Source organism: Novosphingobium hassiacum (assembly GCF_014196055.1).
Lineage (GTDB): Bacteria > Pseudomonadota > Alphaproteobacteria > Sphingomonadales > Sphingomonadaceae > Novosphingobium > Novosphingobium hassiacum.
The window spans coordinates 214,405-229,801 of sequence record NZ_JACICY010000001.1; the positions used below are offsets into that span (position 1 = coordinate 214,405).

Sequence of the window (15,397 nt, forward strand, 5' to 3'; positions counted from 1 at the left end):
ATCCATCGGCGCACGATATTTTATTGTTTAATATCGCAATCGTCCCACATTGCAACGCAGTGGACAGCAAGCTTTTGCGAGCGCCCACGATTTGTTAGCTTTCAGTGGGCTAAACGGTCCCTCCGCAGCGCCCGCGCTTTATTTCCGGCCCTTTCCCACGCGGAGCACGAATGATTGTCGATGACCGCCTTGAAACCGTGCTGCGTACCAACGTGGCCGGAAAGACGGCGGGCCGCACCCAATTGAGACAGCTTGTCGACCTGCTCGGGCTTGTCCCGCTGGCAGGCTGGACGACGCGTCATGCCACAGCGCTCGAGCGTGTCGATTCGCTTGCCGCACAATTAACCGATGAAGAATGCGCCGCCGTTCTGCGCGGAACCTCGCATCGGTCGGCCGTGCTGGTCTATCACTTCGCACAAGGGGGCCCACGAACGGCATCGGCAGCGATCGCCTCGGCGCACCTTCCCGACGACGACTGGCTAGCGCTCATCCCACGATTGCCGACACGCGCGCGCGGCTTCCTGCGCCACCGCGCCGATCTTGGCGAATCTGTGCGGCAGGTGCTCTCGCGTTTGGGCGTCGATGATTTCCTGCTTGAAGCGCCCGACGTAACCGACGCCCCAGAGTCCGCGAGTGCAACGCCTTCCGAGCCTGTAACGTTAGCCCATATATCGGCCGAGCTGCCGGCCGACGAAGGCATTGGCGCTATCGTGCGCCGCATCGAAGCGTTCCGACGCAAACGCGAACAGCGCGATGCCTCTGACCTCAGCCCGCGGCCCGACGGCGTTGCACCCCTGCTCCCGTTCGGTGACGACCCAGAGCACGAACGCAAGCCTCCCCATGCGATCGACCTGCGCACCGATGCCGGAGGCACGGTAGTCCAGGCTGAAGTCGATCCGGCAGGCATGCTGGTCGGCAGCCGCGTGTTCTCCAGCGACACCTCCGCGCCGGTCCGCTGCGATGATGCGATGGCTTTGGCATTCAGACAGCGCCAGCCCGTCAGCGCGGGCCTTCTCACGATCGAGGGTGCCGATGCCGTGTCCGGAATCTGGCAGGCGGACGGCACGCCCTGCTTTGCGCGCGATGGCGGCCGGTTCACAGGCTACCTCTTGCGCTTGCGACGGCGATCGGGAGCGACGGCGCTTACCGCCGCCGTCCCCGCTCCGTCGTCCGAGGCCGACCGCCTGCGCCAGTTGCTGCATGAACTGCGCACACCGATCAACGCGGTTCAGGGCTTTGCCGAAGTCATCCAGCAACAGGTGTTCGGGCCGACGCCGCACCAGTACCGCGCGATGGCAGCCAATATCGCTGCCGACGCAGCAAACATGCTGGCAGGATTCGAGGAAGTCGAACGGCTGGTCAGGCTCGAATCACGGGCGCTCGATATCGATACGGCCGAGGCCGACGCCGCCTTCGTGATCGCAGGTCTGGTGGAACAGGTGATGCCCGTTCTTGCCGCGCGCAATGTGCGGCTCACCCTAGTGCTGCCCTCCAGTCCGGTTCAGGTGGCATTTGCGGCGGAGGAAATCGAGCGTTCGGTATGGCGCGTGCTCTCGGTTATCGCATCCAGCGTCGCTCCGGGTGAGCGGCTCACGATCGCGCTGGAAGAGCATGAGACCACGGCGGTTCTGGCGATCACGCTCCCGGCCGCTCTGCGACAGCTAGACGACGCTGCACTGTTTGCGCCCGATGCCAGGGGCAATACCGGGCCAGCCTCCCCGTCCGCGATGCTTGGTAATGGCTTTGCCCTGCGCCTCGCCCGCGCCGAACTCCAAGGCGGACACGGCATGCTGCATCGCGAAAATGACAAGTTCCTTATAGCTTTACCCTACTTGACCGCGGCACTCGCCGACCATACCCCTGCATCATCCACAATCGACGGGCCGATCGCAGGCCGCACTTCGGTCGCGGGTTGACCCAGGGGATACAAGTGGACCAGCGCTCTGAAATTCTGCGCATGCCAAAGGACACGGATTTCGTTCGCTTCGATCCCGCGTTCGGCACGCGGTTCGTCCTGACGATCGACACGGAAGAAGAATTCGACTGGAGCAAGCCGCTCGACCGGACCAGTCATGGGCTGGACCACGTTCCGCGCCTCGCCAAATTCCAGCAGTTCTGCGAGGGACTGAACATCGTCCCGATCTACCTGATCGATTATCCAGTGGCGAACGATCCGCGCGCGGCCGAAGTTCTGGGTGAGGCGGTCAAGGCCGGGCGTGCCGAAGTGGGCGTGCAATTGCACCCTTGGGTCAGCCCACCGCACGACGAGACCCTCAACGTCCACAACAGCTTTGCCGGAAACCTCCCCGCCGAACTCGAACGGGCCAAGTTTCGCAAGCTGCGCGATACGATCGAGCACGCGTTCGGCACTGCGCCGCTGATCTACCGCGCCGGACGCTATGGCATCGGCCCCGCCACCGCCTCGATCCTGTCGGAGTGCGGCGTTGCCATCGACACCTCGGTGCGTTCGCGGTTCGATTACAGCGCGAGCGGAGGCCCCAACTTCCGCGATCTTCCGCTGCGTCCGTGGTGGATCGACAAGCGCGATGGCCTGATCGAGATGCCGCTCACCACGGTGTTCTGGGGCCTACTCCGCAAACAGGGGCAGCGGATCTATCCTGCCTTGTGGCGAGTCCCGCGTCTGCGCGGCGCGCTGGCCCGGCTCGGCCTGCTCGAACGCATCCCGCTGACGCCCGAAGGCGTGACGCTCGAGGAGGCAATCAAGGGCATCGACATGGCGCTCGACGATCAGGTGCCGATCCTCGTTTTCTCGTTCCACAGCCCGTCGCTCCGCCCCGGCCTCACGCCTTACGTGCGCGATGAAACCGCGCTGGATGAATTTTACGACTGGTGGCGCGGCGTGTTCGCCTACCTCGCCAAACGTGGTGTAAAGCCGACCCACGTCAGTGAAATCATCGCCGCCGCGCAAGTCTGAGAGCGTCAGCGCTCCGCGCGCCTTGCCAATCCGCTAATGCCCCTGTACCGGGCACCTCGATGGGCCTGTAGCTCAGCGGTTAGAGCTGGCCGCTCATAACGGCTAGGTCGCGGGTTCAAATCCTGCCGGGCCCACCATCTTCTTTCACGCGAACCTTTACGGCACGCGAACCTTGCGGGCGCTTTCATGCTGACTATCAATGGCATCACCGTGCGCCTTGGCGGGCGCGACATCCTGTCCCGCGCTTCGGCTGCGGTGCCACCGCGCGCGCGCGTCGGGCTGATCGGCCGCAATGGCGCAGGCAAGTCGACCCTGGTCAAAGCGATCATCGGCGAGATCGAGCCCGACGAGGGCTCGGTCGACATGCCCCGCCGCACCCGCCTCGGCTACATCGCGCAGGAAGCGCCGAGCGGAACCAAGTCACCGTTCGAGACAGTGCTGGAATCCGACGTCGAGCGCACCCAGCTGCTCGAGGAAGCCGAGACCTGCACCGATCCCGACCGGCTCGGCGATGTGCACGAGCGCCTGCTGGCGATCGACGCCTACACCGCCCCCGCCCGCGCCGCGCGCATCCTGATCGGCCTCGGCTTCGATGAGGACATGCAGGCCCAACCGCTCGACAGCTTCTCGGGCGGCTGGAAGATGCGCGTCGCGCTCGCCTCGCTGCTGTTTTCCACGCCCGACGTGATGCTGCTCGACGAGCCGTCGAACCACCTCGATCTGGAAGCAACGCTATGGCTTGAGAATTTCCTCAAGTCCTATCCCGGCACGCTGGTCGTGATCAGCCACGAACGCGACCTGCTCAACAACGTGGTCGATCACATCCTGCACCTGCATGCAGGCAAGCTGACGCTTTACCCCGGGGGCTACGACAGCTTCGAGCGCCAGCGCAACGAACGCCTCGCCCAGCAAGCCGCCGCGCGCGCCTCGCAGGAAGCGCAGGCCGGTCGCCTCAAGGATTACATCGCGCGCAATAGCGCCCGCGCCTCGACCGCCAAGCAGGCACAGTCGCGCGCCAAGATGCTCGCGCGGATGCAGCCGATCGCCGCGATGGTCGAAGATCCGACGCTAAGCTTCAATTTCCCGGACCCCGAGGAACTGCGCCCGCCGCTGATCACGCTCGATCTGGCATCGGTCGGGTACACACCGGACAAGCCGGTGCTGACGCGCCTCAACCTGCGGATCGACCCGGATGACCGCATCGCCCTGCTCGGCCGCAACGGCAATGGCAAGACCACGCTCGCGCGCCTGCTGGCAGCACAGCTCGCGCCGATGGACGGCCAGATGCAGGCGACCGGCAAGATGCAGGTCGGCTACTTTACCCAATACCAGGTCGAGGAACTGTCGGGCGGAGCGACGCCGCTGGAACTGATGACCCGCGCCATGGACGGCAAGACCCCCGGCGCAGTCCGCGCGCAATTGGGCCGCTTCGGGTTCTCGGGCAATCGAGCCACCTCGCAGGTCGGCACGCTTTCGGGCGGTGAAAAGGCACGCCTCGCGCTCGCCTTGGTCACGCGCGATGCCCCACATATGCTGGTGCTCGACGAGCCGACCAACCACCTCGACATCGACGCGCGCGAAGCACTCGTCCAGGCGCTCAACGACTACAAGGGCGCCGTCATCCTGATCAGCCACGACCGCCACATGGTCGAACTCGCCGCCGATCGCCTCGTGCTGGTCGATGGCGGCACGGCCAAGTCCTACGACGGCAACATGGAAGACTACATCGACTTCATCCTGGGTCGGAACCAGTCGAAGTCGGACAAGCCGGCCTCGGGCAAGGACAAGGACAAAGGCTCCGCACAGGACCGCAAGGCCCGCGCCGCCGCCCGCGAAGACTACCGTGCGCTCAAGAAGAAGCAATCGCAGGCCGAAAACGCCGTCGCTCGCCTCCAGGCAGAACTCGCCCACATCGACCGCGCCATGTTCGAACCGGCCAAGGCCCTGCCCGAACACGCCAAGCTGACGATGAGCGACCTGTCCCAACGCCGCGCAGCCCTCGCCAAAGAACTCGCGCAAGCCGAGGAAACCTGGCTTTTGGCCGGCGAAGCGCTCGAAGGCGCGGACTGATTGCTGGGTTGGGAAATGGTGCCGCTTAGAGGATTCGAACCTCTGACCCCATCATTACGAAAGTGATTATCATTAGCAATAAAGTTGAGTGTTTCCAGGGGCATTGGTTATCAGAATTGGCCCAAGCGGGTAGCGCCCCAGCCCTGCCCCAAGTTGTGCCATTCCCGCGAATAGGCGCGACGAAGGTTAAAGCACTTTGGCCTTATGGATTCCGCGAGAGTGACCCGTGCCAGACCCGGAAAGCTCAATATTCGGAGCGGCACAGCCACAGTCAGAAGGGGATGTCGTCATCGTCGAAATCGTCACTGCCAAACCCTTGCGGGGCTTCATGCTCCCGAGGCGTTGGTTTGCCTCCAAGATTCTCGACGATGCACTTAGCTCGGTGAAACAGCTCGTCGAAGGTCAGTATCTCGGGTGACCGCACATTGCGCCGGTAGAGCTCGAAACAGGCTATCTTGTCGCCGTTGCCACGTAGCTCCGCCATGTTGCCTACAACGAGATAACTTCGCGGTTCGAGCGAATAGACCACCTCCCCGAGTTCGTTGCCCTCTGCGTCCTTCAATTCGTCTCGAAAGCGCCCTCGCGCAAATTCATAGGTGGTCTTTTGCGATTGCGTGACGGCGGCTGAGAGCTCGTCAGAAACAGCCCAGCAGCCCGGACGATAACGATCCTTCTGCAACAGCTTTGTTGCGTCCCGCTTGATTTCAATGAGGACGTACTGGCTCAATGCCGCACGGGTTCGCATCAAGCCATCGGCTGTCTTTCCCGGCTGGCCAAACGCACTACCGGTCGTGCGTGTTTCAAGCTTCGGCCCGACCTTATCGAGGAAGACATAGTTGAGGCCATGACCAAAGACCCACGGATTGCGCTCGAAATAGGCCTGCCACTCGGCTTCCCTCAAAGACCGGCCTAACATAGCCTCAAATTCGGTCAGTGCGGCACGTTTAGCCGCCACCGCATAGATGTCTTGATGGAGCTGAGGTGACTCAGCCAACTCTTGAAGAACCGCCGCGCCTTTCGTGCTTGCCAGAAGCGCGCTCAAGTCAGTGACATTCACACTATCCAGCGAAAGACGCGCCTTCTGCGCATCCCCTAAGTCGAGGTGGGAGAACAGACCGACAAATTCGGCCATTCGCGCCGCATTGAAATAGCTGAGCCTGATGTGCGCTTCTTCATGCCACCCGTCGCGCTTTGACCACTTCAGCTTAGTGATCTTAAACGAGTTGAAATCGGATTTATCACGCACGTAGAACGCGCTAACTGCCAGCTTGCACCGGGCCGTAATCTCGACTTCCCCAAGTTCGACTTCAGCCCCATCCGTAACGATCGTCGCATATGCGCCGCTTGGACCTGGATGGATATACAGTTCGTCAGTCCGGTAATTCGAGAGAAATTCTGCATCGTCAGACATAGCGCCTGATAGCATGAAAATCGGCTTCGCAATGTCACTTCTGCCCGAATTGAGGTCTTTAGTTTGCATCATACCCACAAAAGTAATGCGGAAAGGGAGCCCCACACACAGCGCGAGGCTGCATGCAGGGCGGTAGTCTAGTTCAGCTCGGCTGGCATCTCGGGGACGAAGGCTATCCTTCTTGAAGGCTCGCGAGATGCGGCCTTAACGGACCGGACCTCAATCCTTCCGATTTGCAGCCCAGAAATGCGTAACTTCAATAGGTTGTCCGTCGATGAATGCGCCATCGAGTGAGAGGAGAAGGAGGTCGCAGCCGCAACTATCCCAAAGCGGAAACGCACCATCGAGGCGGCGCGGCTTGACGTAGGTGTAATGTGTCAAGCTGTGATCTTCTCGAGCCCGGAAGTATATGACGCCGCCAGCCTTGCTGGAAACCAATAGATCCTTCAATTCGTTGACTGAGGTGACGTGCATGGGTCGACTCAGGAATTCGCGCCCGGCTAATGCCCGGCCAAGCCAGTGGATATCGGAGTACCTATCGCCTCCCGGATTGAACCCATCTAGGATTGCTTGCGCGGGGCGATTGAACTCAGGAACGACCCTTCTAAAACAATCGCAGGCGTCGGCTTGGCTCTGGAGTTCCCCCAAGGCATTCATACCATTCAAGACGCTATAGACGGCACACAACGAATCCACCGCGCCCTGCTGTAGGGGAAATGCTTTTTCTGGAAACACGATTTTCTCCACGTTCGGTGCCACCCCCATCCCGCCTTAGGGTACGCCTAAGGTTAAAGCACTTTGGCCTTATGGAATCCGCAAAAAGATCCGTGCCAGCCCCGGTTTCGCCTTTCGCCCGCAACGAGATTCAACGACGTAGTAGCGCCAAGTCGACAAGCCTGGGCGGGAAAGACCAGTCAGCGGTCTTGATTTTGTCCGATCAAAGGAGCAATCTCGCCACGAAGCGACTTAATAACAGGGATGTATACTGTGGAGTTCTGGGCTATATTTCTGGTAGCATCCTCCTTCTTAGTGATCGCTTACGGGGCAATAAAAATAAATAGACTTAAAAGCGAACTTCTCAATATCAACCGTGAAGTCGAAAGACTAACAGCGCACTCCAAGATATTGGAGAACAATGCTGCACATAGCGAAAAATTATTCAATAACTTTAAAGATAATAACAAGTTAAGCGTTGCATTTTTCACGGAAGAGATTTCCGAAGGAAAATACTTTTCTAAGTCAAGAAAGCTAAGATATAAGTCTCAATTGTATCTAAATGGCATACCGATAGGAGCTGCCTCGACACTTAAGGAAGATGTATACTCTGTCGTTGATCGCGAGAAAGTCGACCAAGTCTTAGAAAATTATGCTCTGCCTCTAATAGAAGCTGGAGTGGCGGTTGCCAAGCTAGCAGACGGTGGAAAGCTTGGGGCGTTAGGCACAATTTCAGCAAAGCCCGCCCGCAAGGCAGTTCGATAATCATCTACCGTTCTGCCAATCAAAAAATGATGCGGAAAAATGCCCCACACACAGCACGAAGCTGCATGTGGGGCGGTAGTTCAATTCACGTCGGCTAGCATCTCGGGGGCAAAGTACTGGCCGCAATCGCGGCGGCCCCAGTTCGGCCACACAGGCTCTCGCTGAATGTTCGTGCTGAGCATGATCCCGGCATGCTTGCCGTTATAGCCCAGACTGATAAGCGCAGCGATTATACCCGGCCCGCTATCGATCCCTTCGTTGATGCACGCGTTGATCAACGCGTGAGCGCGATCGTTACGCTTCAAACCGTCATCGACGAGATCCTTTTCCAGCTTGCGAAGCGCTGCCATTTCCTGTTCGATCATGCCGCTTTCCCCATCAAGTTGAGGTTGCGGGCACCGGCTTCCACCGCTGCAGCAAGCGTGGAATCAGCCACGGCAGCATAGCGCGCCGTACTCTCTGGTCGCAGGTGACCGGCGATCTTACCGGCGACATGCAGACTGACATTGTTGGACACCATTGCGCCGATTGCTGCATGCCGAAGATCGTGTGTGTGCATTCCCGGCAGGCCTGCAGCTTCGGTCGCCGTCTTCCAGGCCCGTTTGATGGTGATGTAGTGCTTGCCCGTCGAAGGGTTGGTAAACATCCACTCGCACCCCTCTTTACGGGGCAAGGCCTTCACAACCGCCATTGCAGCCTCGCTGAGCGGGACTGTCCGGGGATGCCCATTCTTGGTGTGCGGTATCAACCATTCGGCCCGGTCGAAATTGACGTGCTCGAACCGTGCATCAAGAATCTCACGCTTTCGTGCGGCAGTTGCCAAGGCGAATTGCACGATGGGTTTCAGCATCGTGTTTTCCGATTTGCCGCACTCGCCAAGAAGGCGCTTGACCTGTTCCGGCGATAGCAAACATGTGCGTTTATTATCGTACTTCGGCCTTGCGACTGCCTCGACCGGGTTACGGTCGGAGCCCGGTAGCCCCCACCCCTTCGCCAGTCGATATCCGCGATTCATGACGAGACGCAGGCGATCGACAGAAGCCGGGGCCAGCCGCGCACGAAGCTTGGCGAAGTGGGTTTCGATCGCATGGGGCATGACCTCATCGATGCGAAGCCGACCGAATTCCGGCACAAGATACTTCCGATATGACATCTCAACACAACCGTGGGACCGAATATGCCCCTTGGCGTGTTCGATATGCATCTGCGCCAATTCCTTAAAGGTGATCGTGCCCTTGCGGATGGCCTTGTCTTCGGCCGGGTTGCCTCCAAGAACGACTTTTGAGCGCAGTTCCTTTGCGGTACGCTTGGCAACGTCGAACGGTATGTCACTGGAGCCGCCGATCTTGACCTGTGCCGCCTTGCCGTCGGGTTTCGTGTAGTAGAGCCAGTACGTCTTACCCGAAGCTCTGACTTCAAGCCCGAAGCCAATAACCTCGGTGCAGCGGTAGACCTCCTTCCGCTTGTGCGGTGGGCAGGTAACGTCGCGGCAAAATGCGGACGTGAGTTTAAGCTTGGCCATAGGCCATTTCCTTTCTGAATGTGGTTTTAAGATTGGCCCGCAGAGCGCCGCGCCTCGGCGCACGCCCATCGGTGCCGGGCAAGCCGAATTAGCGCTGTGGCGAGCTCTCAGCCCTGCTCTCGGGCATGTTTGAGCCAGCACCGCCCCCGCCGGTTGGCGATCTGAGGGAGCGGCGCGGCGGTCGTGGTGGTGAAAACAGGGAAGCGCCGTTCGTGCCCCTCCCTGCCCCCACCGGGTGAGCGTCAATAGACTTCGTCGTCGTCATCCATGGCGACAGGCTGGAAGCCGGTGTCGGATGTCAGCCCGACCTTCCACTTCTCCCTGCCGTTCACGCGTTTTGGCTGGCCATAGAGTTTGCGCAGGATGCCACCGGCTTCCCGGCAGTGCTGGTTATTCGGGTGGTTGATCCCGATCTTCCGCAGCACTTCGATGGCAGTCATGTAGATCAAAAGATTGGCGTTCAGGTCTATCCGTTCCCGAAGCCGCTCTTCGACTGCACTGGTGACCTCATGCCCGGCGTTGACGACAGCAAGCTGCTCCTCCTCCTCCGGTGTCAGCCACCATTGCTTTCCGGCGTCGAAGTCGCATGCAAGCTGAGCGTAAACCTGCTGCATGTCGATGTCGTGCTGGTAATCCAGTCGTTCCACCGCGATCGTCCACCACCGTGAGTTGCCAGTCGTGTCGACCAAAAAGCGACTATCGTTGACGGAGGCTGCAAACCGTCCTGCGGCCCATATCCACCGCACGCGCAGCGTACGGAGGTCGGACCCGGTCACAGTCGTTGGTGATGAAGCCTTTGAGCCGGGCCACATCTCGCCGGAAAGAGCTGTCGAGTTCGCCTAACTCGACGATCCCGTGTGCGACTGCAACAAGCACAGAATCCTTGCTGCATGGATCGAGATGATGATCACGCTTGAACCACGCTCTTCGCAGGTCCTCAGGCACCAGCCTTGCAATCCAGCTGGTCTTCCCGCTGCCTTGCGGCCCCTGCAGGGTCAGAACCCCACGGGAATGGAAATTGCCCAGAGACAAAGCTGCAGCCACAGCACTCAGACACCAGCGATAGATGAGGGCGTCCCGCATCTCGGTCGGGTAACTCTCCTCGACGTGCACTGTGTGATAGAGTTGCTGAAGCCGGTCGCTACCGTCCCATGGCCTGCTCTTGATCCAGTCCGCCACCGGATTGGATCCGTTGCGCCTTCCAAGTGTCCCGATAAAATCGAGTACTTGGCCCGAAGGCACACCGTTGAGGTTGGCGAGGCTGATCAGGTCGCACTCTTCGAGCTGCCGCGCATTATGCAGGATGCTCAATCGCTTACTGATCACGTCATAGGACACGTTGATGCTGTTACCAGCAAGAAGATGCTCGACGTTATCCATCGTGAGGGGAAGCTTATGGCCACCCTGTGACGGCGGGTTAGGAAACTCTTCCGGATTAAGCCTGGCCGGAAAGGGCTTCAATTTTCTGGACTTCGAAGTGGAGGGCTCCGTCCCGATAGATGTCGGAGCAGTAGTATCGGTCATATATTCTTCCTCCCCGCTCTTCCGGCGGGGCTTGTGGCGCATCAGGTTTCCCGACCTGAATGCTTTGGTGGTGGAAAAGGAGAAGCGAGGAGCCAAAATAGGCTCCCCCACCCCGGCTCATTTAGGACAGCTCGTGGCAATCGTTGAGGCGGTAAAAACCGTCCTCGTCGCGATGCCAGATATGGCGTCCAGTTTCGCGGCCCTCGAATAGATCGAGTATGGCGCAAAACGCTTTAGCCATGCCGAGACCGCAGATTTTCGTCCCCAATCGGCGCAGCTCCTGCCGCGCACGAAGGGTCTCAGCGATCAAGACACGGATCAGGCTGATCAGGCCTTGAATTCCGGTGTGTTTAAGGTCGTTCCGTATGGTCCAGAGAAGACGGCTCTCATCAGCCGGGTAATCTGCCAGACGATCATATCTGTGAACGATATTGTCCCCAAAGCCATCGAGAAAGTGGTCAAGTTCCCAAGGCAGCGGACGAAATTCGTGATCAGTTTTCAAGTGTAATCCCTTATTATTATGTTCTTTGGGCGTGTTTGTTCGATCGTTTTCGATCTCATACTAGTTGTCGGTGCCGTACCGACTGTCAAAGAACCAACCGTTGTCAGCGGCATGGTAATCCATTTCAGCATGACCAGGATCAAGGTCTGTCCCCCGAGCAAACGGGGCAACCGGCGCTTACTGAGTTCGCCTTGGCGAGAGTACTTTCAGCGACGCGGTACCGCCCGACTATGGTTAACGCCACAGCCTGTAAAGCGTTGAAACCACATTAACGCAGAGCCACATACGTATTCAGCGCTGGCCAGATTTTGACCCGCCCATTTCACTTTTCGGTATTGTCGCATAATCGCCCCCACTCCCCCCACCAGCACGGACTTTGCGATCCCGGTGGGGGCAAGGGGCGGCAAGTTCGGCATCTCGCCTTACGTTCGCATCAGCAAACCAAGCGCAGCCAGCCCGCCAACGATGATCAAGCCTGCCAGAGGATACTGCCCGATCGCGCTCAGCAGAGCGAACGACAGCAGACACCCCGCCGTTTCCATCGGCCTCGTGATGGCAGAGAGCACGATGGCCGCAAGGACAACGAGCGCCACAAGCATTGCGGCAGCCTTCAAGACCGCCAAGGCGACACATAGGACCAGTAGGACTCCTATCAATCGCATCGGACATCCCCGGCAAAAGCAGCGCACATCTCTCGAAGGCACGTCCCTTCCCCAACCTCGACCAGCAACGTCAGCGCAAATCCGGAATCGCCGATCGTGTGGATCAGTTCGTACCAGCCGCCGGAGATGGTAAGCCAAGCCCAATAGGGTTCGAAGCCCTCGCAACCGAAGCGAATCCCACTGACCGGATTGTACAACGGTGAAAAGCCGATCTCCGACTTCAGGTCTTCGATTGTGTCGCCCGGTTGGACGACGACGATATGTGTGAGGTCTTGTAACCCTGCATCGGCAGCAAGTTTAAGCCGATCATCCAGTAGGGTGCGCAGTTCGGGATCAAGTGCTTGGCCCATGACCCGTTCGATCGATGGTGCGTCACAGAGTGAAAGCATTTTGCTATCCTTTAAATAAAAAAAGCGCCCGTGCGGATGCACAGACGCCGTGTGATGCCGCTCGATGGCGACGATGGATTTGAGCCTTCAAGACAGCCCGTTTCCTTGGGCAGCTTTCTGGCAATTACGCAGTAGGTTCAGGTGACTGAGGAATTCTGACTTTCGCCAATGTGACTTTGAATGGCGGTGAGAAGTGCAGAGTCGGTGTCTTGGCAAAGAGGCACAAGCAGCACCAAGCCGAAGCCGTCATCCGACAGAATGAAGATAGCCTCTGCCCAACACCAATGTCGTTCGACAATTTCTGGGATCATCGCGAAATCCCGTTCGACAAGCACCTGCATGCCGAGTGCTACCTCGATGTCGGCAAGGGCATCTCCCGGCTGGACGACGGCGAACACAGCCAACTCTTCGAAGGCGAAATCATCGTATTCTGCCAGCCGTTCGGCATGGAAGCGCAGCCGCCTTTTGGCGACAGCATCAAGCGGAGAATCCAAGGCGCGCGCCAAGGCCTCCGCAGTGCGGATCAAAATCATTGCAGGTTCCTTTCGGACAAAAAAATGCCCCCGGAGAACATCCGAGGGACAGTCATTCAATTTCGACAAAATTCAACGAGTAACGATGTGGCTGGATCTCAAGTGTCAGCCCTGCCGAATTTGTCGGGATAGCGATCTCTCAAAGTCTGCCTGTAACGCTTCCCCAAAGAGTTTGCCATAAATAGGCCAATTGCAATTGGAATAGCTCCCAAACCACCTACCGGAAGTAATATAAGCCCACCAATAACAAGACCGAAGACCAGCACGTTGTCTTGTGTGGACCAAAGACTTTTGGCTTGCTTATGCAAAATAGCCTCAATCTCCACCGGAGAAAGCCCATCTGTAGTTGACTCTCCAGCTACCTTTAACCGCTCCTCCTGGTCGATGATCTTTTGCTCTCTGGCCAGAGCAGCTTGCTTTTCTGAGCGTATTTTCTCCTCCTGCGCCAGTTCAGCGCGGCGGGCGGCAACTTTCGTCTGTATGTCTGACATGGCCTCACTCATCGCCATCGCTTGACAGGATCGTACCTAACAGAGCCGAGCCTGCCACCAAGCCAACTGCTCCGGCAGCAGCCTTCCGGCCAATACGCTTTGCACCATCCTCAGCGGCAATAATGTCATCGATGCAACGAGCGGCCCGTGCTTCCCGGTCAGCCTCTGCAACTCTGCGCTCGAAGGTAACCATCAGAGTCTCGCGGTCGGAGGTGACCATGTGGCGCTGCATGACTTTCGACATGAAGACCATTCGCCAGCCCTCTGCCGCCATTGCATTGATGTAGGCTTCGAGGACGTTGGTTTCGATCCGGCCTTCGCCAAGCAGGACGGAGCTTATTGCGCCATCGGCAACGTCAATGACCTTGTATTCGTATTCCATCATTTCGATCCCCCTCGTGGATGACGGGCCTCACGCTCCATTCAGTTATCGGAACATGCGCCTAAGGCTAGTAAAAATGAGATTCATCGTCCGTGGTCCAATCGACCACATTCCATTTCAGTCTGGTGGATGGACGTTCGGCAACGCTTGGCTGCAAACATGAAGAGGCTGCGCAAAGAGCGCGGCTGGTCGCAGGAGGCGTTGGCTGATGAAGCGGGTCTGGACCGAACATACATCAGCGGCATTGAGCGCGTGGTGAAGAACCCGACAATCACCGTGGTGGAGCGGGTGGCTTTGGCGCTGGGATGCGGCTTAGGTGCTTTGTTGGATTGACTGGAGAGTACGGTGTGCTCGTACGCCTCTCCCCACCTTCCAGCTTTCACGGAAGGCAGAGACCTTTTGACGTGATATCACGGCATTCGGAAGAGGCCCCGAGCCTGTTCATATAAGATGGCTGGATTTGCGCGGTTGTGGATGTCCAAACGTTTTCGATTCCAAGTGGATAGCCGATCTCGGCTCTGAACATATTATGCTACCTTCATTTGTTTATCGTTGAAAGTGATACATGTGCGCTCGCTATCGGGTAGGCAATTTTCGAGAGAATGGAGCAGGGAAGTGGCGGAAATACGACCATATGTACGCTGAAAGACTGTTGCGTGCTAATGAGCGCTTGGATCTGAGCAGCTAAACAAAGTAGGTTGCAATGCGACGTTTCAAATCGGACGCATTGAAATAGAAACTGCCCACGGAGGCCATTCAGTCTCAAGAATGTCGGGATTCAAAGGGAACAATGTCACTGGCGTGGCCGAGCATGTGGGAGACCCGCATTGCAACGCAGCGCATGCAGCACTTCTGGTAGCACTCCAGGCACTTAAGACCCCATTCCTCTCTGCTTCCGATAGCATCAGCAACAGTCAAAAGGGTAATCTTGGCGAGTTCATATGCTTGCACATTGGGCGAAATGGATATTTTTCTGGTCACGAGAAGTTCGCCAGTAACGCGATTCAGCCACTTACAAGGATAAGTGGGGCAGGCGTAGACCTAATGTACATCTACTTTCATCCATCTGATCCATCTAAAGATATCATGTACATTCAAGAAACAAAAACAGCCGGCTCTAAACAAAATATAAACTACTTCCAAAATTTAGAAAGGGACTATGAAAAGCTTTTTGGAACAGATATTAACCTAACGCTGCAGTCACGAATTAGCTATTTATGCAACTCTTTTGAGATCGAAAGAAATCAAGATGAATATTCTAAGAGAGTTCAGCGATTAGGCGGAACGACGCCGGATCAATGCTCTAGCGTTCGCCTTGTTCCAACAGGCGTTCACGAAGCCGGGGTCGGAAATCCAGTCCAAAAAATGCTCGCGATAAAAACAGCCATCGCAGCATTCGGTTGGGACCAAAACTCCATCACGCCGTGGACGATTGGCCTCTCGGATTTGGAAGATCGCCTACTCCGCCTCGCGCGAGGGCAGTTGTGAGCGCGTCAG

General features: G+C 57.9%; 16 protein-coding genes, 1 tRNA gene and 1 pseudogene. 7 read left to right on the plus strand and 11 right to left on the minus strand.

Features of this window, described 5'->3' with window-relative positions; translation table 11 throughout:
• Window positions 1-170: 170 nt before the first annotated feature.
• From GGQ88_RS01120 to GGQ88_RS01135, 4 genes are all read left to right on the plus strand, one after another.
• Complete coding sequence (locus tag GGQ88_RS01120) at window positions 171-1,916, plus strand: HAMP domain-containing histidine kinase (protein ID WP_183611183.1); 1,746 nt, start codon at window positions 171-173, stop codon at window positions 1,914-1,916.
• Window positions 1,917-1,957: 41 nt separating this feature from the next.
• Window positions 1,958-2,935 (plus strand): polysaccharide deacetylase family protein, encoded by a 978-nt coding sequence (locus GGQ88_RS01125; protein WP_183611184.1) that lies wholly within the window; start codon window positions 1,958-1,960, stop codon window positions 2,933-2,935.
• A 61-nt stretch (window positions 2,936-2,996) separates the two neighbouring features.
• Window positions 2,997-3,072: transfer RNA gene (locus GGQ88_RS01130), tRNA-Ile, on the plus strand.
• Between the two features lie 49 nt (window positions 3,073-3,121).
• Window positions 3,122-5,005, plus strand: coding sequence for an ABC-F family ATP-binding cassette domain-containing protein (locus tag GGQ88_RS01135; protein WP_183611185.1), 1,884 nt, complete (start codon window positions 3,122-3,124; stop codon window positions 5,003-5,005).
• Window positions 5,006-5,276: 271 nt separating this feature from the next.
• On the opposite strand, the gene GGQ88_RS01140 is transcribed toward GGQ88_RS01135, so the two are convergent.
• Complete coding sequence (locus tag GGQ88_RS01140) at window positions 5,277-6,416, minus strand: Shedu immune nuclease family protein (RefSeq protein WP_183611186.1); 1,140 nt, start codon at window positions 6,414-6,416, stop codon at window positions 5,277-5,279.
• Window positions 6,417-6,635: 219 nt separating this feature from the next.
• Complete coding sequence (locus tag GGQ88_RS01145) at window positions 6,636-7,175, minus strand: hypothetical protein (RefSeq protein ID WP_183611187.1); 540 nt, start codon at window positions 7,173-7,175, stop codon at window positions 6,636-6,638.
• Between the two features lie 228 nt (window positions 7,176-7,403).
• On the opposite strand from GGQ88_RS01145, the gene GGQ88_RS01150 reads away from it, so the two are divergent.
• Window positions 7,404-7,895, plus strand: coding sequence for a hypothetical protein (locus tag GGQ88_RS01150; RefSeq protein WP_183611188.1), 492 nt, complete (start codon window positions 7,404-7,406; stop codon window positions 7,893-7,895).
• 80 nt (window positions 7,896-7,975) lie between these two features.
• Here the strand turns inward: GGQ88_RS01150 and GGQ88_RS01155 are convergent, their stop codons facing one another.
• From GGQ88_RS01155 to GGQ88_RS01200, 9 genes and pseudogenes are all read right to left on the minus strand, one after another.
• On the minus strand, window positions 7,976-8,260 hold the full coding sequence (locus GGQ88_RS01155; RefSeq protein WP_183611189.1) for a hypothetical protein: 285 nt from the start codon (window positions 8,258-8,260) through the stop codon (window positions 7,976-7,978).
• Entirely contained in the window at window positions 8,257-9,417 is a 1,161-nt protein-coding gene (locus tag GGQ88_RS01160; protein WP_183611190.1) for a tyrosine-type recombinase/integrase, read from the minus strand. The genes GGQ88_RS01155 and GGQ88_RS01160 overlap by 4 nt, the downstream gene beginning before the upstream one ends.
• 242 nt (window positions 9,418-9,659) lie before the next feature.
• Window positions 9,660-10,983: pseudogene (locus tag GGQ88_RS21170) on the minus strand (VapE domain-containing protein).
• A gap of 79 nt (window positions 10,984-11,062) precedes the next feature.
• Window positions 11,063-11,443, minus strand: coding sequence for a hypothetical protein (locus GGQ88_RS01175; protein WP_183611193.1), 381 nt, complete (start codon window positions 11,441-11,443; stop codon window positions 11,063-11,065).
• A 422-nt stretch (window positions 11,444-11,865) separates the two neighbouring features.
• The gene (locus GGQ88_RS01180) at window positions 11,866-12,042 is read right to left on the minus strand and encodes a hypothetical protein (protein WP_221214449.1); all 177 of its coding nucleotides are present in this window, start codon (window positions 12,040-12,042) and stop codon (window positions 11,866-11,868) included.
• A gap of 53 nt (window positions 12,043-12,095) precedes the next feature.
• Window positions 12,096-12,494, minus strand: a complete 399-nt coding sequence (locus GGQ88_RS01185; RefSeq protein WP_183611195.1) for a hypothetical protein — start codon at window positions 12,492-12,494, stop codon at window positions 12,096-12,098.
• Between the two features lie 137 nt (window positions 12,495-12,631).
• Entirely contained in the window at window positions 12,632-13,027 is a 396-nt protein-coding gene (locus GGQ88_RS01190) for a hypothetical protein (protein WP_183611196.1), read from the minus strand.
• 98 nt (window positions 13,028-13,125) lie between these two features.
• Window positions 13,126-13,518 (minus strand): hypothetical protein, encoded by a 393-nt coding sequence (locus GGQ88_RS01195; protein ID WP_221214450.1) that lies wholly within the window; start codon window positions 13,516-13,518, stop codon window positions 13,126-13,128.
• A gap of 4 nt (window positions 13,519-13,522) precedes the next feature.
• Window positions 13,523-13,903 carry a DUF4177 domain-containing protein gene (locus tag GGQ88_RS01200; RefSeq protein ID WP_221214451.1) on the minus strand — a complete coding sequence of 127 codons (381 nt, stop codon included), beginning with the start codon at window positions 13,901-13,903 and terminating at the stop codon, window positions 13,523-13,525.
• Window positions 13,904-14,029: 126 nt separating this feature from the next.
• Between GGQ88_RS01200 and GGQ88_RS01205 the strand changes: the two genes are divergently transcribed.
• On the plus strand, window positions 14,030-14,233 hold the full coding sequence (locus GGQ88_RS01205; protein WP_183611198.1) for a helix-turn-helix domain-containing protein: 204 nt from the start codon (window positions 14,030-14,032) through the stop codon (window positions 14,231-14,233).
• A 435-nt stretch (window positions 14,234-14,668) separates the two neighbouring features.
• The gene (locus GGQ88_RS01210; RefSeq protein WP_183611199.1) at window positions 14,669-15,388 is read left to right on the plus strand and encodes a hypothetical protein; all 720 of its coding nucleotides are present in this window, start codon (window positions 14,669-14,671) and stop codon (window positions 15,386-15,388) included.
• Window positions 15,389-15,397 lie beyond the last annotated feature (9 nt).